This is a genomic window from Sporolactobacillus spathodeae (assembly GCF_016908935.1).
In the GTDB taxonomy this organism is placed as follows: domain Bacteria; phylum Bacillota; class Bacilli; order Bacillales; family Sporolactobacillaceae; genus Sporolactobacillus; species Sporolactobacillus spathodeae.
The window spans coordinates 99,176-122,203 of record NZ_JAFBEV010000004.1 but is presented as its reverse complement, the minus strand read 5'-3'; the positions used below and the strand labels follow the sequence as shown (position 1 = coordinate 122,203).

The window sequence follows — 23,028 nt, the reverse complement described above, 5'->3', positions numbered from 1 at the left end:
CCCGTCCTACCCGCGGCAAGCGAGCAACCGAAGCGCATTACTGCATAAATTGACTTGTCAAAGTCTTTTGATGAAAAATGCGGCGGAGGTGCGAGACGCCTGCGGGAAGAGTAGGACAAGGGAGACCCCGCAGATTATCGCTTGTCCGAGGAGGCTTCCGTCCTGCCCGCGGCAAGCGAGCAACCGAAGCGCATTTACTGCAAATAAAGCTTGGACCGTTTTTATCCAAGAAGGCAACGGAAACGAAGCAAAATAAAAAATAAAACACTGCCGTGGCAAACGCGCCGAGCAGACAGAAAGTAGGATAACTGATGGATTTACCAGAAATGAAGCGTGAGATTGACGAAATGGAGACGCGTCTCCAAAAATTTAGGGGGTCTCTTTGACTTAGATAACAAAAAGGCCCGGATTGCTGAACTAGATGAGCGCATGTCGATGCCCGGTTTCTGGGATAACAACGAAAAGGCGCAGAAAGTGATTGACGAATCCAACGAGCTAAAAAGCAAAGTGGACAGTCTCACTGAGCTTGAAACAAAATTCGACGATCTTTCAGTAGCTTATGAACTCGTCAAAGAGGAAGATGACGCAGAGCTGCAGGCAGAATTGGAAGAGTCGCTCGATGAAGGACGGACCGCATTCAATAAATACGAAACGCGTCTGCTGCTCAGTGGCCCACACGACCGCAGCAATGCGATTCTCGAATTGCATCCAGGCGCTGGCGGCACGGAAGCGCAAGACTGGGCGTCGATGCTGCTGCGGATGTATACGCGCTGGGCTGAGTCACATGGCTATACGGTCGAAACAGTCGATTATCTGCCAGGCGACGAAGCTGGTGTCAAGAGCGTGACGCTGATGATTAAGGGACCGGACGCCTACGGCTATCTGAAAGCGGAAAAAGGCATTCATCGACTGGTGCGCATCTCGCCGTTCGACGCGGCCGGACGTCGCCATACATCATTCGTCTCCTGTGAAGTGACGCCGGAACTCGATGACGATATTGATATCGATATTAAACCGGATGAAGTCAAGATGGATGTTTTCCGTTCGAGCGGCGCCGGTGGTCAGCACATCAACAAGACGTCGTCGGCGGTGCGTCTGACGCATATTCCGACTGGAATTGTTGTCAGCTGCCAATCAGAACGGTCGCAATTCCAGAACCGCGACCAAGCGATGAAGATGCTGAAAGCGCGTCTCTATCAAATGGAAGAAGAAAAGCGCGAGGCGGAAAAAGCGGCGTTGCACGGCGAACAGAAGGAAATCGGTTGGGGCAGCCAGATTCGCTCCTACGTTTTCCATCCTTATTCGATGGTTAAAGATCATCGGACAAACGTCGAAGTCGGCGACGTTAACCGCGTGATGGACGGCGATTTAGATCCGTTTATCGATGCATATTTGCGATTGAATCTGTAAATCACGGATAGCGTGCACTGAATAAAACATACGATAACAAAACGAGCCTCTAGAAGTTACTAAGGCTCGTTTTTGTGTTCCGAAGTCATGATTGATTCACTGTATTTCGGAAGTAAGACAAATATTGAGGCAGCAAAAGAGAAATATGCCTGCGGCAAGCAAGTAGCCACTGCGTATATGCTGCAAAATAAAGTCCAGACATGGCCTGGCTTATCTGATGTCTTAACCCGTTATGTGACACGCAATCCCCAGTGTGAGCAAAAGCATAGTAAATACAGTCGCTGAAATTTCTAACAAGTACCGACCTGTTTTGCGTCGATAAAGCCATTCCATGAGTGCTCGAAATCCATTGGAAATGATCAGGAAAATAAGCATGATTAGGATGATTTGGTCGCTGAAACTAAAGAACAAAATCAGTGCAATGATGAACAGGAAAATTTCGCCGTATTTTTGCAACCGATTGACCGGGTGATAGATCCATCCCTTTGTTTTCTGAATCGAAAAACGTTTTTTTAGGTATTGATCGGTAAGCGAATAAACGACAAATAAAACGATGATGGCAAACACAAAGATAGAAAAGTTCAGAGTAGCCCCCTCCTTACATGTCAGTACCAGGAAAATAAAGAAAAATATGCAAAGACAACAAGTGATGTGTACAAAGATAATAAAGCATAAAATTTTTGTATAAAAATGCAACGAAGGCGCGAGACGCCTGCGGGAACAGCGTGCCAGCGAGACCCCGCAGATTCTAGCATGTACGAGGAGGCTCGCGGTGCGCCCGCGGCAAGCGAGTAGCCGAAGCAAATTGTTGCCAAACAAGACTTGATAACGCCAATAATTATTTGCAAAAAAACGGTCGAACAATAACGCATGACTCATGCCTTTTATTATACTTCATGAGAAAGAGAAACGACTCTTGTTCGAGCTGCTGCCATTGACCGCGCGGACAACGATCACGTAAAATAGACTCGTTGCACTTTTTACGGACACGCCTGATTCAAGGTAAAAAGAGGAGCGTTACAAATGGAATTTTTTAAAAAAAGGGATAAGCATGCGGTCATTGCCGGCGGTTGGCGGCGGGTGCTGCGCGATTATTTGTATATTATCGTTGGTGCGTGCATCCTCGGTATTTCTTTTAATGTGTTTCAGCTGCCGAACCGAATTGCGGCCGGCGGCGTCAGCGGGATCAGTATCATCTTGCACTGGACGCTTGGCTGGATACCGGCTTATGTGATCTGGGGCTTCAATATTCCGCTATTTATTTGCGGGGTGCTCGTTCTTGGCCGCAGTTTCGGCTATTTAGATTATGCGCTGAAAACATTGGTTGGCACGCTCTGTCTGCCACTATCAGTCTACCTGACAGCTGGCTTGCCAGCGGTGACGCATAATCCGCTGCTTGGGGCGCTTTTCGGCGGCGCTGGTGTCGGCATTGGTCTCGGTATTGTCTTTCTCGGTCGGGGTTCGACTGGTGGAACCGCGCTTGCGGGGCAAATGATTCATAAATTTACTGGCCTGTCGCTTGGCCCCTGCGTATCGATGATCGACGGTATGATTGTGCTCGCCTCGGCGTTTTTTCTTTCACTGGAATCTGCGCTTTACGCGATGATCAGTATCTACATTCAGATGAAGCTGATTGATGTCGTTCAGCTCGGGTTCACGATGGATAAAATGGCGCTGATTATTTCGAATAAAGAGGACGAGATGCGCCAAGCGATTTTAAGCGAAATTGACCGCGGCGTGACCCGGATCGAGGGCCAGGGCGGTTATACCGGCGACGATCGGCCAATGCTGATGACTGTCGTGTCGCAAAACGAGCTGACGCAGCTCAAGCAACTCGTTCGCACGATTGATCCGCAATCCTTTTTCATTGTCACCAACGCGATGGAAGTATTCGGCAAAGGCTTCTATCGTTAAAAATGAAAGGCTGAGGCTTTCCGGCGCGCTGGAAAGCTTCCTATTTAGAGAAAATCCGCCTGTTCGATTGGAACAAGGCGGATTTTTTGAGTGAATTTAGAAGGATTAAGCGGCGCTTTCGTTAGTTAAGCGGCGCTTTCGTTAGTTGTGGCACGCTTTTCGTTCGTTGAATGCCGCTTTTATTAAAAATGGTCATTTAGCGCATTAAACAGCCTATAGATTGCATTCAATCACAGCCCAAAAATTGGAAGATCGTCCCGAGCTTTGTCTCGTTGTGCCAGGACCCTGTATCCTAAGCCCTGTTTTTACAGGCCAACCTTAAGTTTGCGTGTTAACAAAGCCGAAATAATTTTTCATCATCCGCCATCAATCGACGATTTTTTACAAAAAATCGCACATTTTGAAATTTAAATGTAATAATTTTCTCTCGGAAAGCGCGAGGCGGGAATGGTATAATGAAACTTGTGCAACCGCGGACCTGTGCGCTGCGTGCGATCAGGCGGGTTGGCGCAAAGCAATCATTGAATAATTGATAACGTGAGAAATCTGTCGAATGACATTGAATAAAAAGAGGGGCATGGGGGACTAAGACTTATGGAAGACATGATATTGATGCAAAACGTCTGGAAGGCCTATCCCAATGGCGTGATGGCGCTAAATGGCGTCGATTTGTCGGTCAAACAGGGCGAATTCGTCTATGTGGTCGGGCAGAGTGGTGCCGGGAAATCGACTTTCATTAAAATGATTTTCAGAGAATTGAAGCCGACGAAAGGCAAAATTTTTATCAATCACAAAAATATCGCCACGTTGAAAGATCGTCAGGTTCCGTATTTCCGCCGCAAGATTGGTGTCGTTTTTCAGGATTTCCGGTTGCTGCCGAAAATGACGGTCTATGAAAATGTGGCGTTCGCCCTTGAGGTGATAGAGGAACATCCGCGCCTGATTAAAAAACGCGTCATGGAAGTGCTCGACCTTGTCGGACTGAAGCATAAAATGCGCTCGTTCCCCGATCAGCTCTCTGGCGGCGAGCAGCAGCGTGTATCGATTGCCCGTTCGATCTGCAATCGGCCACCGGTCCTGATTGCCGATGAACCAACCGGAAACTTGGATCCGGAAACGTCCTGGCAGATTATGGATGTCTTCACGCGAATCAATGATCAAGGGACAACGATCGTGATGGCGACGCATAACCGCGAAATCGTCAATAAACTGAAGCACCGCGTGATTGCGCTTGAAGGCGGCATGATTGTTCGCGATGAAGAGGAAGGAGACTATGGTTATGAAGCTTAGGACTTTGAAACATCACGTCAGTGAGAGCTTCAAAAGCCTTGGACGTAATGGCTGGATGACGTTTGCTTCCGTGAGTGCCGTCACGGTGTCGCTCGTCTTGGTCGGCTTGTTCATGATGGTTATGTTCAATTTGAATAAAATCGCCGGCGATCTGGAAAGCAACGTCCAAGTTAATGTGTATGTCGCGCAGTCGGCGACTCAAGCGGATCAAGCGCATTTGGGGCAGCAGCTGAAACAAATCAAAAACGTGCAATCCGTTGAATTTAAGTCGAAGAAGCAAGGACTCAATGAGCTGCTCAAGAGTCTTGGCAATGACAAGACAACATTCAGCGATTTGCAAAAGGAAAATCCGCTGCCGAACTCATTTATTCTGAAAACACGCCAGCCACTCGATACTATCAAAGTGGCCGCGGCAGCCAAGCAATTGCCGAATGTCTCTGACGTCCGTTACGGCAAAGGCACTGTGGAAAAGATGTTTAAAGTGATCAGCATCGCGCGTAACGTCGGCATTGTGCTGATTATCGGTCTGCTTTTTACATCGATTTTTCTAATTGCCAATACAATCAAGCTGACGATTGTTGCCCGCCGCAAGGAAATTGAAATTATGAAACTGGTCGGGGCGACCAATGCTTACGTTCGCTGGCCTTATTTTATTGAAGGACTCGCCATGGGTGTGATCGGGGCAATCATTCCGATTCTCGTGGTTATGATTGTTTACCATTACGCTTATTACACGATGAGCGTCAGCTTGTCTGCAATGTTGATTCAGCTGATTCCTTATCAGACGATGGCGGTCAATCTCAGCATGATGCTTCTCTTGCTTGGCGCCGCGATTGGTGTCTGGGGTAGCCTCAGCTCAATTCGTAAATTTCTAAAAATATAAGCATCGTTTCATCTTAATTTTGTTCTTCTGACAAAAAATAAATGTGTGAGACGCCTGCGGAAACAGCGTGCTGGCGAGACCCCGCAGACTTTTGCCGGTACGAGGCGGCAAGCGAACACATGAAAAAATAGTTGATTAAAAACAACAAAAGACTTTAAGAGAGCCAAATTATTAAAAGATCCTTCCGCCGTGGAGGATCTTTTTACGTTATTTGTTCAAAAAAATGTATCTGATTTCAGTCAAAAATGCAGTGCAGGCGCGAGACGCCTGTCTGAGGAGGCTCACGGATCGCCCGTGGCAAGCGAGCAGCCGAAGCGTAATTTTTGCAAAAAAGACTCGGCTGCGCCAAGTTTTTCTAAGTGCTGAGGAATTTTTTTACTCATTTCTGCCGATGTTATGAAAATCAAGCCGTCTTGTAAACGACGCGGACAAGACAAACAGGTCGGCATGCGGTATGATAAGTAGACCAAAGGCCATTTGTTGTCAAGGAGGAAGTTTTATGAAAAAATTCAGCGGCAAAGTTGTCGCGCTTCTTATGGCGCTTGCGCTGATCGTTGGCGTCGCGGGCGGTTACGCGGCCTTCAGTTTCGCAGGCAGCCAGAATCAAGCGGCAGCGCCGCAGCGTCAATCTGTTACCACAAGTACAGAAGTGACTGGCGACAGCGCCGCCAAAATTCAAGCGATTCATGATTTGATTGAAAAAGATTATTTCCGCAAAGTCAGCAGCACGAAGCTGTATGACGGCGCGATAAAAGGTATGATTGATGCACTCAATGACCCATTCTCGAGTTATATGGATGCAAAAACGGCGAGCAGCTTCACGCAGTCGCTTTCCTCCTCTTTCCAAGGAATCGGCGCTGAAGTGCAGAAAGTCGGCAGCGCGATCAGTATCGTTTCACCGATCAAGGGATCACCTGCTGCGAAGGCTGGCCTGAAGCCGAATGACCAGATTGTCCAGATCAATGGCATGTCGACGGCGGGAATGGACGTAAACCAGGCTGTTGACAAAATCCGCGGCAAAAAAGGAACAACCGTCAAGCTGATGATCAAACGGCCCGGCGTCAGCAATGAGATGACTTTTAATATTAAACGGGACACGATTCCGATTCGCACGGTCAATTATGAAATGCTGCATCAAAGCGGCAAAGCGATTGGCTATATTGCGATTACGCAGTTTAACGAAAATACCGATCAGGAATTTGCCAAGGCACTGAAAGCTCTGGAAGATCAGCAAATGAAAGGGCTGATTATCGATGTTCGCGGCGATCCAGGCGGTTATCTGCAGGCCGTTGAGAAGATCGGCAATTCGCTGATTCCGGATCAGAAGCCAATTGTTCAGATTCAGGATCGTTCGGGCAAAAAGCATCCGTTCTACTCGACGCTAAAGACGAAGAAAAGTTATCCGATCGTCGATCTGATCGACGGCGGTAGCGCTTCGGCGGCAGAAATTCTTTCCGGTGCGCTCAATCAAGCGGCTGGATATCCGCTGATCGGCGTGAAGTCATTCGGCAAAGGTACGGTTCAGCAGGGCATTGAGCTGTCCGATAAGAGTGAATTGAAGTTGACCACTGACAAGTGGCTGACGCCGAACGGCGACTGGATCCATCATAAAGGCCTTCAGCCGACGATCAAGGTGGAGCAACCGTCTTATTTCAATGCGATGCCCGTAACGCTTAAGAAGGGTCAGGTACTGAAATTCGATGAGAACAGTACGGCTATTGCCAACGCGCAGAAAATGTTGCTTGCGGCAGGGTTTAATCCGAAACGGACCGACGGCTATTTCAGCAAACAGACGCAGCAGGCTGTGAAAGCTTTCCAGGCGAAGACCAAGCTTGCGGTAACAGGTACGATCAATCGTCAAACGGCTTCGGCGCTTCAAGCGGCGACCATCAAGGCGATTTCCGATAAGAAAAACGACCGCCAGCTCCATGTGGCCGAGCAGGAAATCATGAAGGAATTAAAATAAGGCTTCTCGTTAAAAATCAATAGAAAATTTGGCGAACCGTCCGATGCTGGGCGGTTCATTTTTTTATATGATTTTTGCGAAAAAATAGAGCGCAGGTGCGAGACGCCTGGGAGCAGCGAGCCAAGTGAGCCCCCACAGATTCCAGCTTGTTTGAGGAGACGCGCGGCGCCCGCGGCAAGCGAGTGACCGAAGCGTATTTGCTGCAAAAACGATTTGACCAAGCTAAATTTTCCTCTCAATTCAAGATAAGTTATGTAAGTGGGTTTCATCGCAGTGCAATTCGAAAATTTATGCTAATTCGTCAAAAATCGTTCATCAAAAGGAATAAAAAATTTCACAGTTTGACGCTTTTTGCGGTATTCTTAAGGTAGGTTATTTTTTGCAATGTTCTTGTTGGGGGAATTCGGGATGGCAGATATACTCAAAGCTTTGCTCCAGGGCATTGTCTCTTTTTTCATCAATCCAATGCTTTATTTGTTCCTTGCGGGTTTGTTTCTGTTCAGCGCGCAACGGGTCAAGCGGGAACGCCGTTCGTTTCATGTAAAAGCGTACGGCATGTTCAACACAATTTTTCGTAGCCTTGCACCGAGTCTGCTAGCCGGATTCTTTGCCTCAGTAGTTCTTGTCGCCCTGGGTGTTTCGCTTAAGCCGGGTGTGTTTGTCCTTTTGGGACTCTGCTATCTGGTCTCAATGCTACCCGGTCAACTGCGTTTTCTGTCACCGGCGATAGCCGGCGGTTTGACGGCGGTTCTTGCTTTCCTTTGCCCGCCGCTCAGCACACCTTATCCATTGATCAATCAATGGATCGCTCAGATTCGCGGTGTTGATTTTATCTCACTCGGCTGTTTTCTTTCCGTTGCCGCTTTGAGCGAGGCACTGCTTGTGCTTTGGTGCGGCGCGCGCCAAACATCGCCGCGTCTGATTAACAGTCGTCGTGGCGGGATTGTTGGGGCACATGAAGCGAGTCAACTCTGGATCGCGCCGATGCTCGTCCTTTACCCATCGGCGGGTTCGATCGCTGCAGTTGGTCCGTGGCCATTTCTTCCGCATGTCGGATCCGCATTTGGTTTTTTGATTTTTCCAGTCGGCATTGGACTGGCGCAACTGATCACGCATACGCTTCCTAAACGGGCGGTGCAGACGGCTGCCCGCTGGTTGGTTGCGATTGCGGGCGTACTGATCGTATGCACAGCACTAGCCCTCTGGCTCCGCCTTCCATTCCTTGTTCCGTTTGGCGGTCTGCTGGCGTTCGCTGCCCGCCTGGCGCTTGTTTACCGAGCCCATCATTTGAGAAAAACAAGTCCTTTTTATTTTACACAGCCGAATCAAGGTGTGCGGATTATCGGTGTGATCCCGCATTCGCCAGGTGAGGCGATGCATATTCAGCCAGGCGAAGAAATTATCTCTGTCAATGATCAGAAAATTAAAAATGAATACGAATTTTATGAAGCCCTTCAGAAACAGCCGGCTTATTGTAAATTGATGGTTGTCGATCGCTTCGGCGAACCGCGAATCGCGAAGGGACCGATCCATGAAGGGGACGGGCACCGCATTGGCTTCCTTTTTCTAGAATCCGACAAATGGAATCATGTGGAAAGTACAAAAGCGTGAGGGCATTTGCGAATAATATGTACAGAAAGAAAAATTTGGATATGTAAGGGCTTCAGCGTTCTCTGACGGCGGTCGCATCGGAGACGGGAATGAATCTTTTTTAAAATTATAAAGGGAAAAAATGCAGGAGAGGAGCTTTTGACCAGAGATGAAATCAACAGGGATTGTACGCAAAGTCGATGAACTGGGACGTGTTGTGATTCCGATTGAATTGAGAAGGACGATGGATATTAAAGAAGGCGATCCGTTGGAAATTTTCACGGAAGACGAACGGATTATTTTCAAAAAGTATGTGCCGACCATGGCTTGCCAGATTACGAATGAAGTCTCGCCGGACAACCTCGTTTTAGCGAACGGCAAACTGATTTTGAGCCGCAAGGCAGCAAAAGAAGTTGTTGACGAAATTGAAAAGTATATCGGCGAAGACGCCAAAGGTTAAGCAAAAATAATTCCAAGAACTTCCGACTCATTCCGAGTACGGAAGTTCTTTTTTTACTTGCGAATAAGTTACGTGATTTTGCGGGAAAAGCGAGCCAGGTGAGACCCCGCAGATTCTAGTTTGTCTGAGGAGACGCGCGGCGCCCGCGGCAAGCGAGCAACCGGAGCGCATTGTTGCAAAAAGGACTTGGCAAAGCCAAGTTTATCTTAATAAGCGAATAAGTTACGTGATTTGGAGGAATGGCGTGCCGGACGGGCCTCGCAGATTGTCGACTGACTGAGGATGATCACGGTCTAACAAAGGAAAGCGTGCGACCGAAGTGTAGTTGCTGAAAATGAGGAACAGATGGTTTAAGCAGGACCTAGTGGTAGAGAGAGATTTGGAACGCGCAAAGAAAGTGGATGAAGTCAGGGCGGGTTCCGGAACGGGCACGAGTTTATCTAATGGATCCCACGCTTATTGATGCTGTTCAATATGATGCACTGGATAAAAAAGAACATGGGGAAAGAAGTGGACAGGAAACAGATTGGGGATGCACGCACTGTGCAAGCTGATGAAGTGTTAAAAAGAAGTGTACATAATGGCGAAATTGCATTGTTTTCTCATGGAGAAATAGAAAAATTCATTGGAATGGTCAAGCCTAGCGTATAATCATGCATGATCTGGGCAAATGAGAAATAAATAAAAATAAAATAGCTATGGCCTATTTCTAAATTAAATTTTAATTTTCATTAATTTTTGTCCCGTAATTTCGGATGATATTTCATCAATGAACTGGAAACGTGAAAGTTCGATAAACTGGGTTAATAACCAGTTCTCCTGGCTGTTTAAATGTTTATAGAGCAAAATATTTTCGTATCGTGATAATTCACTTAATCTATGCATAGCAGCAAATATTAGAGGCAATGATGAACGATTTATTAATTTATTAGGTAAATTAGCTCTTTTAAGATACCAAGAAGTTGTAGTTCCTGAAATGTAAACAATATGGTGCCGAACACGTTTATGAAGATTAGAAAGCCTTTTCATACTTTTTGCTTTTGTTGAATGGTTACTTCCTACCCATTTGATTCTTCTTTTCGTTCTGATTGAAAATCCATTTACATTATAAAAATCCCTTTCGAATAAACTTGGTAATTTATTGATTAAATGTCCATTTGCAAAAGCTTCATCAATCTTACACGTGAACCACGCCTCACGTGAATTAGATCTGTAATCTTTTCTTTGAACGAATACTGGATTATAAATAGGGATAAAAATTTCAGGTTCTGACTGATAAGTGATATTTTATGCTCGCACACATTTGGTGTTCAATTTTAGTAATAAAATGATAAAAATTCAGTAAATGAGGAAGCAATTAAACCAATACGGCGCACCTGCGATGTTTAAATGATTATGAAAAGAAGGTATCTGAGAAGGTGCTTTTTTATTGCAATAAATCATAAATAAAAAAGGCCTGCGGCAACAGGTCAAAAAGAAATATATTTTAAAACTGTGGCAAACTTAACAAGTTATCTTTTGTCGTCTGATTTCCTTTTGTCCTGATGTATGGTGTCCTGTTGTATGGATGAACAGATTCGACATCTGCACGGGTGTTGTAAGAGGTTGTATAGTAATATTCTAAATTCTGATCAATGTAATTAACAACCTGTTGTTTAGTTTCAACGGTCCCGTCAGATAACCTTACTTTTGAAATACTTTCTGTTGATTGAGAAAAACTATTATCAAGGTGAATTGCTTTAATTTCATAGGCCATTGGTATCACCTCCTTCTGAATTGATTATACTTCTTATCTTAAGAAAAATCATAAATAAGTAGGTGATCTATGATGAAAATAGACATTGGTGATTGGATAGGTGCTGTATATGTAAGAGATAAGATAATCGGCTATATTATTCACAATGACGTGATTAGGAAAAAATGTACAGTGAAAGTGATTAAGAGCGAAAATCACAGGAGATTGCAATGTTTAGTCATTAAGTACAATGAGATCTGTGCGTATACCTATGCAGGTTTATCTCCTGATGATATCGGGAATCTGATTGACTTAGCGCTTCAAACGAGAGATGAAGAATGGTTTAGAGAATTGATTCATGAATACAGTCTATGGCATCACGTTCAAGATTTTTTTCCTTAGAATAGGTATTCATGCAGGATTTTTGTTCCATTTTGATGAATGCTAATGTAGTCTGCAGAATGGAGATGACTAATTTTGGCGGATGATGAAGAAAAAACTTATTTTGAAACGACAGACATTCGCAGGATTGTAAAAGATTTGTTTAGACGAATGGAAACGGTACTAGAAATGTCCGGATTTGATATTGCTTCTGGACTTCACGAACCATATTCAGAAGACATCACATTTTATTTTGAGACCAAGAAATCTATTCGTGAGCCCTTTACGGATCCTGTCAATGGTGGTGGAGGACGAAAAGATAATCAAATCTATCAATTAACAATTTATACTGGTGATGGAATAACGGAAGGTAAAATAAAAGATATTCTAGAAAAATTTATCAAGAGATATCATTAATGATTTATAGTAGGACACCAACCACGGTGTCTTGTTTTTATTTACACAAGATTAGGAGGTTATGCAGGTATGAGATCCAATCAGAGATCCGAAGCCAGTTCAAAATCTGAAAAATGTCAAAGTAAACCAATTATGGGCGAATGGGATTTACTTGTTCCGCTAATCAGGATACAAAGTTATAACGCGGAGCGTTGACAGTTAAAGCTAGTATTTAAAGAAGAGGATGACAGTGTCAAGACCATCTGCATCGGTGCAGTTGATTAAAATAGACTGAAATCGGATACTTGATCGCTTTTTTCGGACACTACAACAGAATTATCGGACACTGGGTGTGTGAGTCATGCTAAAACGCGAAAATCAGGATACAATGTAGCAGAAAAAGAGTATTTGAGAATATTTGTTCGCTTTTTTGGCGTTTTTCGCGAAAGATATGCTATAATTTTAGTAAATTCTTGGATTTCTGATTCGAAGTAAGCAATTAACTTTTGGGAGGCAGACGGATGGATTTCCAACTTGTATCCCCTTTTCAGCCACAGGGCGATCAGCCTGAAGCCATTCGCCAGCTGGTCGAGGGCATTCGTCAAGGCAAAAAGCACCAGACATTGCTCGGCGCGACGGGGACAGGCAAGACATTTACGATGTCAAACGTGATTGCCACAGTGAAGAAGCCGACGCTGGTGATTGCTCATAATAAGACGCTCGCCGGCCAGCTGTACAGCGAATTTAAGGAATTTTTTCCGAATAACGCGGTTGAATATTTTGTTAGCTACTACGATTATTACCAGCCGGAAGCGTATATTCCGCAGACGGATACCTATATTGAAAAAGATTCCAGTATTAATGACGAGATTGATAAATTGCGTCACTCAGCGACAAGTGCGCTGTTCGAGCGGCGTGACGTGATTATTGTCGCCAGTGTGTCCTGCATCTATGGTTTAGGTTCGCCGGAAGAGTACAAATCACTCGTTGTTTCCTTGCGCCGGGGGATGGAGATTGAGCGCAATGAGATGCTGCGGCGACTGGTCGACACACAGTACACGCGCAATGATATCAATTTCACGCGTGGCACGTTTCGCGTCCGCGGTGACGTCGTGGAAATTTTCCCAGCCTCTCGCGATGATCATTGCCTGCGCATTGAATTTTTCGGCGATGAAATTGAACGGATTACTGAAATGGACCCGCTGACTGGCGAAATTGTTGGTGAGCGCGATCATGTGGCGATTTACCCGGCTTCGCACTTCGTTACCGGACAGGAGAAAATGAAGCGGGCGATTGTGAATATAAAAGAAGAATTGAAGCAGCAGCTCGCCTTGATGAAAGAGAACGGGAAATTGCTTGAAGCGCAGCGTCTCGAGCAGCGAACCAATTATGATTTGGAAATGATGGAAGAGGTTGGTTTCTGCTCAGGCATTGAAAATTACTCGCGCCATCTGACGTTCCGCAAGCCAGGCGAAGCCCCGTATACACTAATGGACTATTTTCCTGAAGATTATCTTGTGATGATTGATGAGTCACATGCGACGCTGCCACAAGTTCGCGCCATGTTTAACGGCGATCGGGCGCGTAAAAATGTGCTGGTCGACAATGGCTTCCGGTTGCCATCGGCGAAAGACAACCGTCCGCTTAAATTCGAGGAGTTTGAGGAAAAAGTCAATCAGGCGGTTTATGTTTCGGCGACGCCGGCTGATTATGAATTGGAACATTCTGGAAAACCGATTGAACAGATTATTCGCCCAACCGGTTTGCTCGATCCGGAAATCGAGGTGCGGCCGATCAAGGGACAGATTGATGACCTCTTTGATGAAATCACAAGCCGCACGAAGAAGCACGAACGCGTGCTTGTGACGACATTGACGAAGAAAATGGCCGAAAACCTGACGGACTACCTAAAAGGTATGGGCGTTAAGGTCAATTATCTACATTCGGAAGTCAAGACGCTCGACCGGATTGAGATTATTCGCGATTTGCGGCGCGGTGAATTCGACGTGCTCGTCGGCATCAACCTGTTGCGTGAAGGACTGGATATTCCCGAAGTCTCGCTCGTGGCGATACTCGACGCGGATAAGGAAGGATTCCTGCGCTCCGAACGGTCGCTGATTCAGACGATGGGGCGTGCGGCGCGTAACGCGGAAGGCAAAGTCATCATGTACGCCGACCGGATCACCGATTCGATGCGTCTCGCTATGGATGAAACGCAGCGTCGGCGCGGGATTCAGAATAAATTCAACGAGGTGCATCATATCACGCCGCAGACGATCCAGAAGGCTATTCCGGATTTGATTAAGGCGACTTATGCGGTTGAGGCCGAAGACGGCAAGAAGAAGAAAAAGAAAGTCAAGATGACCGCATCGGAACGTCGAAAAGCGGTGGCATCGATGGAGAATGAAATGAAAAATGCGGCCAAAGCGCTTGATTTTGAACGTGCGGCTGAATTGCGGGATATTATTTTCGAATTGAAGGCGGAGGGATAAACCGTTCATGGTACTTGAAAATATCGTCGTCAAAGGCGCAAGGGAACATAATCTGAAAAATATCAATGTGACGATACCGCGCGATAAACTTGTCGTTGTCACGGGTCTTTCCGGTTCCGGCAAATCATCGCTGGCCTTTGACACTATCTATGCGGAAGGGCAACGGCGCTATGTCGAATCGCTGTCCGCCTATGCCCGCCAGTTTCTCGGTCAAACCAATAAGCCAGATGTTGACGCGATCGAGGGTTTATCTCCGGCAATTTCGATCGATCAGAAAACAACGAGCCACAATCCGCGGTCGACGGTCGGAACGGTCACGGAAATCTATGATTATCTGCGACTCCTTTTCGCACGGATTGGCCATCCGTTCTGTCCGAACGACGGAACGGAGATTACGTCGCAGACCATTGAGCAGATGGTCGATCGCGTGCTGACCTATCCGGAACGCACCAAGCTGCAGATTCTGGCGCCGATCGTATCCGGACGCAAAGGCACGCAGGCCAAAGTGCTTGAGGATATTAAGAAACAAGGCTATGTACGTGTTCGCATTGACGGCGAGATGCACGAGGTCAGTGAAGAGCTGGCACTAGAGAAGAATAAGAAACATTCCATTGATGTCGTGATCGACCGGGTTGTTGTCAAGGATGGCGTTGCCAGCCGTTTGGCCGATTCGCTGGAAACGGCGCTGCGTCTGGCCGACGGCCGTGTGGTTGTGGACATCATCGGCAGTGAGGAATTACTGTTTTCTGAAAAGCATTCTTGTCCGCATTGCGGCTTTTCAATCGGCGAGCTGGAACCACGTCTTTTCTCGTTCAACAGTCCGTTTGGCGCTTGCCCGGCCTGCGACGGGCTCGGTTCGCGGATGGAAGTCGACCTCGATCTTGTGATTCCTGATCCATCGAAATCGCTTGCGGACGGCGCGATTGCACCATGGGAGCCAACCAGTTCTCAGTATTATCCGCAGCTTCTGCGCTCGGCTTGCGCGACTTTCGGTGTGGATATGAATTGTCCGGTTGAGGCGCTGCCTAAGGATAAGCTGAAAATTATTCTTTATGGTGGTGGTACGACACGGATTCATTTTCACTACGAAAATGAATTTGGTGAAGTCCGCGACAAGGAAATGCTGTTTGAAGGTGTGGTCCCGAATATTGCGCGCCGCTATCGCGAAACAACGTCTGATTATATTCGTGAGCAGATGGAACAGTATATGATGCAAAAGCCGTGCCCAACCTGCCACGGGCATCGGCTGCGCCCCGAAGCGCTGGCGGTGAAAATCGGCGGTCGGCATATCAGTGAAGTCACGGCGCTACCGATTCGCAAGATGCTCGACTTTTTCAGCAATCTGGAACTCTCGGAAAAAGAACAGACGATCGCGAAACTCATCTTGCGCGAAATCATGCAGCGAACGCGATTCCTGATTGATGTCGGGCTCGATTATCTGACGCTCAGCCGGGCGGCAGGCACACTCTCCGGCGGCGAAGCACAGCGCATTCGGCTTGCGACGCAAATCGGCTCGCAGTTGATGGGCGTCCTGTACATCTTGGACGAGCCGTCGATTGGCTTGCACCAGCGTGATAACGATCGGCTAATTCAAACATTGCTCCATATGCGGGATCTCGGTAACACGTTGATTGTCGTTGAGCACGACGAGGACACGATGCTGGCCTCGGACTTCATCATCGATGTCGGTCCCGGAGCCGGCGAACATGGCGGCCAAATCACGGCGCAAGGAACACCGCAGGAAATTATGGCTGATCCGCAATCGCTGACAGGTGCCTATTTGTCGGGAAGAAAATTTATCCCGCTTCCCGCGGCGCGTCGGTCGCTTGGCAAACGGGTGATTAAAATAACCGGCGCCAAGGCGAATAATTTAAAGAATGTCAGCGTTAGCTTCCCACTTGGTGTGATGACGGTCGTGACCGGTGTTTCCGGATCAGGAAAGAGTACACTGGTCAATGAAATTTTGTTCAAGGCGCTGGCTCAGAAATTAAACGGGCGGCGGGACGCGCCTGGCGACTATAAATCGATTAAAGGGATCAAAGAATTGGATCGCGTGATCCAGATTGATCAGTCGCCGATTGGCCGGACGCCGCGCTCCAACCCAGCGACGTATACCGGCGTGTTTGATATGATCCGCGACGTCTTTGCGGCGACGAATGAAGCCAAGGTGCGCGGCTATAAAAAGGGGCGTTTCAGTTTCAACGTAAAAGGCGGCCGCTGCGAAGCGTGCACGGGCGATGGCATCATAAAAATTGAGATGCATTTCCTGCCGGACGTTTATGTGCCGTGCGAAGTCTGTCACGGTAAACGCTATAATCGCGAAACGCTTGAAGTGATGTATAAAGGAAAAACAATTGCCGACGTGCTCGATATGACCGTTGAAGAAGGTCTTGAATTTTTCAAAAATGTGCCGCGGATCAAGCGCCGTTTGGAACCGCTCAACGCTGTCGGGCTCGGCTATATCCGGCTCGGACAACCGGCCACGACACTCTCTGGCGGTGAGGCGCAGCGTGTCAAACTAGCCTCACAGCTTTATCGGCGGACAAAGGGCCGCGCGCTTTATATTCTCGATGAGCCGACGACCGGGCTGCATACCGATGACATTGCTCGTCTGCTGCGCGTTCTCCAGGCGTTGGTCGATAGCGGCGACAGTGTGCTGATTATCGAGCATAATCTAGATGTCATCAAATGCGCCGACCATTTAATTGACCTCGGGCCTGAAGGCGGCGATGGCGGCGGCACGATTGTCGCTGTCGGAACGCCGGAACAAATCGCCGAAACGCCCGGTTCCTACACCGGCAAATATCTGAAACCGATATTAGCACGTGATGCCAAACGGCAGGCGGCACAAACTTTGCAGGAAGAAAAGCAAACCGAACATGTTTAATCGAAAGACCGGCTTCGTTTCGCTGAAGCCGGTCTTTATTTAGAGATAACAAAGTATAAGGATTTTTGCACAAAAATGCAGCGCAGGTGCGAGACGCCTGCGGGAAGAGCAGGACAAGGAAGACCCCGCAGATTCCAGCTTGTCCGAGGAGGCTCCCGTCCTGCCCGCGGCAAGCGAGCAACCGAAGCACGTTCGATGCAAATAAGGACTGAAAATTAGCAGTGCAGAGCGGAATATCGACAGAGTAGGCACGAACATCGACAGAGTAGAGCTTGGCATCGACAGAGTAGGGGTGGGCATCGACAGAGTAGAGCTTGGCATCGACAGAGTAGAGCTTGGCATCGACAGAGTAGAGCTTGGCATCGACAGAGTAGAGCTTGGCATCGACAGAGTAGAGCTTGGCATCAACAGAGTAGGTCCCGGCATCGACAGAGTAGGTCCCGGCATCGACAGAGTAGGTCCCGGCATCGACAGAGTAGGTCCCGGCATCGACAGAGTAGGTTCCGGCATCGACAGAGTAGAGCTTGGCATCGACAGAGTAGAGGTGGGCATCGACAGAGTAGGTTCCGGCATCGACAGAGTAGGGGTGGGCATCGACAGAGTAGGGGTGGGCATCGACAGAGTAGAGCTTGGCATCGACAGAGTAGAGCTTGGCATCGACAGAGTAGGCACGAACATCGACAGAGTAGGTTCCGGCATCGACAGAGTAGGGGTGGGCATCGACAGAGTAGGGGTGGGCATCGACAGAGTAGGCACGAACATCGACAGAGTAGGGGTGGGCATCGACAGAGTAGAGCTTGGCATCGACAGAGTAGGGTCGGGCATCGACAGAGTAGGCACGAACATCGACAGAGTAGCTTCCGGCATCGACAGAGTAGGCCTCGGCATCGACAGAGTAGGTCCCGGCATCGACAGAGTAGGCACGAACATCGACAGAGTAGGTTCCGGCATCGACAGAGTAGGCACGAACATCGACAGAGTAGGGGTCGGCATCGACAGAGTAGGAGCCGGCATCGACAGAGTAGGGCTTGGCATCGACAGAGTAGAGCTTGGCATCGACAGAGTAGGCACGAACATCGACAGAGTAGGGCTTGGCATCGACAGAGTAGAGCTTGGCATCGACAGAGTAGGCACGAACATCGACAGAGTAGGTCCCGGCATCGACAGAGTAGGCACGAACATCGACAGAGTAGAGCTTGGCATCGACAGAGTAGGGGTGGGCATCGACAGAGTAGGTTCCGGCATCGACAGAGTAGGAGCCGGCATCGACAGAGTAGGGGTGGGCATCGACAGAGTAGAGCTTGGCATCGACAGAGTAGAGCTTGGCATCGACAGAGTAGAGCTTGGCATCGACAGAGTAGGGCTTGGCATCGACAGAGTAGGTTCCGGCATCGACAGAGTAGGGGTGGGCATCGACAGAGTAGGTTCCGGCATCGACAGAGTAGGGGTGGGCATCGACAGAGAAGGGTCCGGCATCGACAGAGTAGAGCTTGGCATCGACAGAGTAGGTCCCGGCATCGACAGAGTAGAGCTTGGCATCGACAGAGTAGAGGTTGGCATCGACAGAGTAGGGGTGGGCATCGACAGAGTAGGGGTGGGCATCGACAGAGTAGGGGTGGGCATCGACAGAGAAGAGCTTGGCATCGACAGAGTAGGATCCGGCATCGACAGAGTAGGCACGAACATCGACAGAGTAGGGCTTGGCATCGACAGAGTAGGCACGAACATCGACAGAGTAGGTTCCGGCATCGACAGAGTAGAGCGTCACATCGACAGAGTAGGAGGCAGCATCGACAGAGTAGGGCGTCACATCGACAGAGTAGGTCCCGGCATCGACAGAGTAGGTCCCGGCATCGACAGAGTAAGGTATGACGCCTGTACTTATAAAAGGTTCGCTTATTTTTTGCTGGGCAGGCATAGAATTTTTACGAAACGATTTTGTTCCTTTTTGATTTTCTCGTAAATAAGAACCTTGTTTCTTGCTGTAAATTAAGGGTATAGTTAACTTAGTGAAGTTTTCAGGGGGAATTTATATGCACAAACGTTTGTATCGGTCGCGTTCGAACCGGGTTTTGCAAGGTGTGCTCGGCGGCATTGGCGAGTATTTTGAGATTGATCCGACGCTTGTTCGGCTGATTTTTATCGTTATTACCTTGGTGACAGCGTTAGTTCCTTGTATCATCGGCTATTTCCTTGCCTATTTGATCATGCCGGAAGAGCGGTGAATCGTTTGAGAAAATGGCTGACGGACTGGCTGATTAACTGCGTCATTAATATGATTATTTTGATGACGCTGGCTGGTTATTTGCATTCAATGGTTCACATCGCAAGTATTGGCGCCGCTTTTGGCGCAAGCTTCATTCTTTCGCTGCTCAATCTATTCGTTCGGCCAATCCTGTTCATTTTTTCGCTACCGATGACAATTCTGACGCTCGGGTTCTTTATCTTTGTCATCAATGCGTTGCTCTTGCTGCTGACAGCGGGAATTATGGGACCGGAGTTCGAGCTGGACGGCTTCGGAAGCGCGTTGATTGTCGCCATCATCATGGCGATTGCGCAGATGATTATTCACACGTTCATTATTAAACCGTTGCGGCGCCGCTAAAAAGTGGCGCATTTGTTTTGCTTGATACATGCATAGATGAGGTATGGTAAAATAAGGCTATAACCGTCGAAAAGGATACAGAGTCCGACGAATAAGGAGGTAAAGCTGCCGTGCCGGCAAAGTGAGAAACAGCATCAACCCAACGGCGGGCAGCAGCAGCTTATGAATAAAGTACGCGTCAGTGAACTCATTGAACATTTTGACTTGAAGCTGGTAAGCGGCAAAGAGGGTGTCGATCGGGAGATTATTGTCAGTGATATTTCCCGACCCGGACTTGAAATTGCCGGCTATTTTACGTATTACCCCCGCCGCAGACTGCAATTGCTGGGACGGACGGAACTTTCTTTTTTTAACGAATTAAGTATTGACGAACGCTATCGCCGGACCTCGCAGCTGTGTACCGCACAGACACCGTGCATTGTAATCTCGCGCGGCATTGAGGTGCCGGATGAATTTATTATCTCCTCGAATAAACGCCATGTGCCGATTCTTTCATCAAAAATGAAAACGACACGGCTTAGCAGCATGATTACCAATTATCTGGAATCGCGGCTTGCGCCGATGACAGCGGTGCACGGTGTTTTGGTTGACGTTTACGGGGTCGGCGTGCTGATTACTGGCGAAAGTGGTGTCGGTAAAAGTGAAACGGCACTAGAGTTGGTTAAACGCGGGCACCGGCTTGTCGCCGACGACTCGGTCGAAATCCGTCAGGAGGGTGAATCCGAACTGGTTGGTAATGCACCGGAGCTGATTCAACATTTGCTCGAAATCCGCGGACTTGGCATCATTAATGTGATGACGCTGTTTGGCGCCGGTGCGGTACGCAACTACAAACGGGTATCGCTCGTAATCCACTTGGAGCTCTGGGATCAGAATAAGGTTTACGATAGGCTCGGCCTTGATGAAGAAAAAATTAAGCTGATTGATACGGAAATTCCAAGACTCGTTTTGCCAGTCCGTCCGGGGCGCAACCTCGCCGTGATTATCGAGGTGGCGGCGATGAATTACCGTTTGAAAAACATGGGCTATCATGCGGCACAGCAATTTTCCGACCGATTAAATGATACGCTGCATGAACGCTGAGGTGATACGAAAAAATGAATACATCCATCGAACCGCTGAACCGGGTCGCTTTTCAACTTGGCGCGCTCCATATCTATTGGTATGGGATTATTATTGCCTGCGGGGCGCTGCTTGGGCTGCTGCTCGCGATGCGTGAAGGGAAGCGGCGGGGTCTCGGTCAGGATACGTATGTTGATTTAATTTTGTTTGCGGCGCCAATCGCTGTGATTTGCGCGCGCATTTATTATGTGGCTTTTGAATGGCCTTATTATTCGCAGCATCCGGGACAGATTATCGCCATCTGGAACGGCGGTATCGCGATTTATGGCGCCCTGATTGGCGCTGTCGCGACAACCGTTGTCTTCTGTCTTGTTCGTCATCTGCCCTTTTGGAAAGTCGCCGATGTGGCGGCGCCGAGCGTCATTCTCGGTCAGGCAATCGGCCGTTGGGGCAATTTCATGAACCAAGAGGCCCATGGCGGGCCAACGACACGCGCGGCGCTACAAGCGATGCATTTGCCAAAATTTATAATTAATCAGATGTACATCAACGGCACCTATTATATTCCAACCTTCCTCTATGAATCGCTTTGGGATTTCGCCGGCTTTATTCTGCTTCTGTTCCTGAGACGGGTTAATCTGAAACGCGGCGAGCTGTTTATGAGCTATGTGGTTTGGTATGCAATCGGTCGCAGCTATATCGAGGGGCTACGGACGGACAGTCTGATGCTCGGCCCGCTACGCGTCTCGCAGTGGCTCGCCGGCTTGTTGATTATTGTCGGCATCGTGCTGATTGGCTATTGGCGGTTACGCAAACCGGATCGTCCGCGTTATTTAGACTGATGAATGCAAGGACGTGTTTCTGAACGATTGAACGATTGAGAATGGGGGAAAGACGTTGATCCGCACTTTTTTATTTGATTTGGATGGCACATTGGTTAATACGAATGAATTGATTCTGGCATCGTTTCAATATACAGCTGATCGCTATTTTCCTGGTCGCTATAAACGAGAAGATTTCATTTCGTTCATCGGCGAACCGCTCGAAGTCAGTTTCAATAAAATGGATGCCACACAGGCCGCGCAGATGATCGATGTCTATCGCGCGCATAACAGCCAGCACCACGATCAGATGGTTCGCCGTTTTCCACTCGTCAGCGAGACGCTTGGCAAATTACGTGAAGGCGGCTGTTTGCTTGGTGTCGTGTCGACAAAAAAGCGTGATATGGTGCTGCGCGGTTTGCAGTTTACTGGGATGACGCGTTATTTCGACACAATTGTTGCCGGTGACGATGTGACGCGATTGAAGCCAGATCCGGAACCGGTCGAAACAGCGATGCAGCGTCTCGATGCTGATCCGGAGACAACACTCATGGTTGGCGATAGCCCATCCGATATACTAGCTGGGGCACGCGCCCATGTTCGGACAGCGGCTGTAGACTGGTCGCTGAAGGGAAGCGCCCTCAAATCCTGTCGCCCCGATTACTGGATTGAACAGATGACCGAGCTTTTGCCACTAGCAAGCACCGCCTTGTCCTTATAAATTACTCGTTCTTATTAATTCAATAGAGTTAAAAGCAGAAACAAGACGTTCGTGCCGAACGGTTTTGCTTCTGTTTTTTTTAAGAGAAAAGCTATGTTTAAATTTAATGTTGATTTTCTGACGAAAAGGCAATGTGTGAGACGCCTGCGGGAACAGCGTACCAGACGGGCCTCGCAGACTTCTGCCTGTTTGAGGAGGCTCGCGGTACGCCCGCGGCAAGCGAACAGATGGTAATAAACGACTAAAAAAACAACAGCAGATTTTAACAAAGCCAAGAGAAAGGAATGTATATGACTTTTGGCGAAAAATATAGCACAGGTGCGCTGGCGCCTTTAGGAAAAGCGTGTTTGTTGCGGCGCAGCTAGTTTTTTCTAATCTTAGGCAACATGATGACACTTTAACTCAGGTACAGACA

At 48.1% G+C, this 23,028-nt stretch carries 21 protein-coding genes; 18 read left to right on the top strand and 3 right to left on the bottom strand.

The genetic code is table 11. From position 1 onward, the window contains the following. Positions 1-311: 311 nt before the first annotated feature. A protein-coding gene (gene prfB, locus JOC27_RS03255; RefSeq protein WP_239529464.1) for a peptide chain release factor 2 occupies positions 312-1,410 on the top strand; the annotation gives its coding sequence in 2 pieces (ribosomal slippage) (positions 312-374 and positions 376-1,410; 1,098 coding nt in all). A 222-nt stretch (positions 1,411-1,632) separates the two neighbouring features. On the opposite strand, the gene JOC27_RS13575 is transcribed toward prfB, so the two are convergent. Next, entirely contained in the window at positions 1,633-1,977 is a 345-nt protein-coding gene (locus tag JOC27_RS13575; RefSeq protein ID WP_205005571.1) for a DUF4181 domain-containing protein, read from the bottom strand. 456 nt (positions 1,978-2,433) lie between these two features. On the opposite strand from JOC27_RS13575, the gene JOC27_RS03245 reads away from it, so the two are divergent. From JOC27_RS03245 to JOC27_RS03215, 7 genes are all read left to right on the top strand, one after another. Beyond that, positions 2,434-3,324, top strand: a complete 891-nt coding sequence (locus JOC27_RS03245; protein ID WP_205005570.1) for a YitT family protein — start codon at positions 2,434-2,436, stop codon at positions 3,322-3,324. Between the two features lie 603 nt (positions 3,325-3,927). Then, positions 3,928-4,614: a cell division ATP-binding protein FtsE gene (ftsE, locus tag JOC27_RS03240; protein WP_205005628.1), complete on the top strand. Its 687-nt coding sequence runs from the start codon at positions 3,928-3,930 to the stop codon at positions 4,612-4,614. After that, positions 4,604-5,497, top strand: a complete 894-nt coding sequence (ftsX, locus tag JOC27_RS03235; RefSeq protein ID WP_205005569.1) for a permease-like cell division protein FtsX — start codon at positions 4,604-4,606, stop codon at positions 5,495-5,497. The genes ftsE and ftsX overlap by 11 nt, the downstream gene beginning before the upstream one ends. A gap of 499 nt (positions 5,498-5,996) precedes the next feature. Then, a complete protein-coding gene (locus JOC27_RS03230; protein ID WP_205005568.1) occupies positions 5,997-7,463 on the top strand; it encodes a S41 family peptidase in 1,467 nt (488 codons plus the stop codon). Positions 7,464-7,871: 408 nt separating this feature from the next. Further along, positions 7,872-9,074, top strand: a complete 1,203-nt coding sequence (locus tag JOC27_RS03225; protein WP_205005567.1) for a PDZ domain-containing protein — start codon at positions 7,872-7,874, stop codon at positions 9,072-9,074. Positions 9,075-9,222: 148 nt separating this feature from the next. Continuing rightward, the gene (locus tag JOC27_RS03220) at positions 9,223-9,513 is read left to right on the top strand and encodes an AbrB/MazE/SpoVT family DNA-binding domain-containing protein (RefSeq protein ID WP_205005566.1); all 291 of its coding nucleotides are present in this window, start codon (positions 9,223-9,225) and stop codon (positions 9,511-9,513) included. Between the two features lie 498 nt (positions 9,514-10,011). Continuing rightward, positions 10,012-10,164 (top strand): hypothetical protein, encoded by a 153-nt coding sequence (locus JOC27_RS03215; protein ID WP_205005565.1) that lies wholly within the window; start codon positions 10,012-10,014, stop codon positions 10,162-10,164. A gap of 63 nt (positions 10,165-10,227) precedes the next feature. On the opposite strand, the gene JOC27_RS13645 is transcribed toward JOC27_RS03215, so the two are convergent. Further along, positions 10,228-10,659: a YaaC family protein gene (locus tag JOC27_RS13645; protein WP_420832715.1), complete on the bottom strand. Its 432-nt coding sequence runs from the start codon at positions 10,657-10,659 to the stop codon at positions 10,228-10,230. 340 nt (positions 10,660-10,999) lie between these two features. After that, positions 11,000-11,269 carry a DUF3892 domain-containing protein gene (locus JOC27_RS03205; RefSeq protein WP_205005564.1) on the bottom strand — a complete coding sequence of 90 codons (270 nt, stop codon included), beginning with the start codon at positions 11,267-11,269 and terminating at the stop codon, positions 11,000-11,002. 72 nt (positions 11,270-11,341) lie between these two features. On the opposite strand from JOC27_RS03205, the gene JOC27_RS03200 reads away from it, so the two are divergent. The 10 genes from JOC27_RS03200 to ppaX all read left to right on the top strand — a co-directional run bounded on the left by JOC27_RS03200 (position 11,342) and on the right by ppaX (position 22,613). Further along, the gene (locus JOC27_RS03200; protein ID WP_205005563.1) at positions 11,342-11,650 is read left to right on the top strand and encodes an IDEAL domain-containing protein; all 309 of its coding nucleotides are present in this window, start codon (positions 11,342-11,344) and stop codon (positions 11,648-11,650) included. 75 nt (positions 11,651-11,725) lie between these two features. Continuing rightward, entirely contained in the window at positions 11,726-12,046 is a 321-nt protein-coding gene (locus JOC27_RS03195; protein ID WP_205005562.1) for a hypothetical protein, read from the top strand. A 500-nt stretch (positions 12,047-12,546) separates the two neighbouring features. Further along, entirely contained in the window at positions 12,547-14,517 is a 1,971-nt protein-coding gene (uvrB, locus tag JOC27_RS03190) for an excinuclease ABC subunit UvrB (protein WP_205005561.1), read from the top strand. Positions 14,518-14,524: 7 nt separating this feature from the next. Further along, complete coding sequence (uvrA, locus tag JOC27_RS03185) at positions 14,525-17,404, top strand: excinuclease ABC subunit UvrA (protein WP_205005560.1); 2,880 nt, start codon at positions 14,525-14,527, stop codon at positions 17,402-17,404. Positions 17,405-17,696: 292 nt separating this feature from the next. Then, positions 17,697-19,367, top strand: coding sequence for a methyl-accepting chemotaxis protein (locus JOC27_RS03180; RefSeq protein ID WP_205005559.1), 1,671 nt, complete (start codon positions 17,697-17,699; stop codon positions 19,365-19,367). Between the two features lie 70 nt (positions 19,368-19,437). Beyond that, positions 19,438-19,629: a PspC domain-containing protein gene (locus JOC27_RS03175; protein ID WP_205005558.1), complete on the top strand. Its 192-nt coding sequence runs from the start codon at positions 19,438-19,440 to the stop codon at positions 19,627-19,629. Next, positions 19,626-20,009: a phage holin family protein gene (locus JOC27_RS03170; RefSeq protein WP_338062761.1), complete on the top strand. Its 384-nt coding sequence runs from the start codon at positions 19,626-19,628 to the stop codon at positions 20,007-20,009. The genes JOC27_RS03175 and JOC27_RS03170 overlap by 4 nt, the downstream gene beginning before the upstream one ends. 162 nt (positions 20,010-20,171) lie before the next feature. Continuing rightward, a complete protein-coding gene (gene hprK, locus JOC27_RS03165) occupies positions 20,172-21,092 on the top strand; it encodes an HPr(Ser) kinase/phosphatase (RefSeq protein WP_205005557.1) in 921 nt (306 codons plus the stop codon). A 14-nt stretch (positions 21,093-21,106) separates the two neighbouring features. Then, positions 21,107-21,913, top strand: a complete 807-nt coding sequence (gene lgt / locus JOC27_RS03160; protein ID WP_205005556.1) for a prolipoprotein diacylglyceryl transferase — start codon at positions 21,107-21,109, stop codon at positions 21,911-21,913. A 55-nt stretch (positions 21,914-21,968) separates the two neighbouring features. After that, complete coding sequence (ppaX, locus tag JOC27_RS03155) at positions 21,969-22,613, top strand: pyrophosphatase PpaX (protein WP_205005555.1); 645 nt, start codon at positions 21,969-21,971, stop codon at positions 22,611-22,613. Positions 22,614-23,028 lie beyond the last annotated feature (415 nt).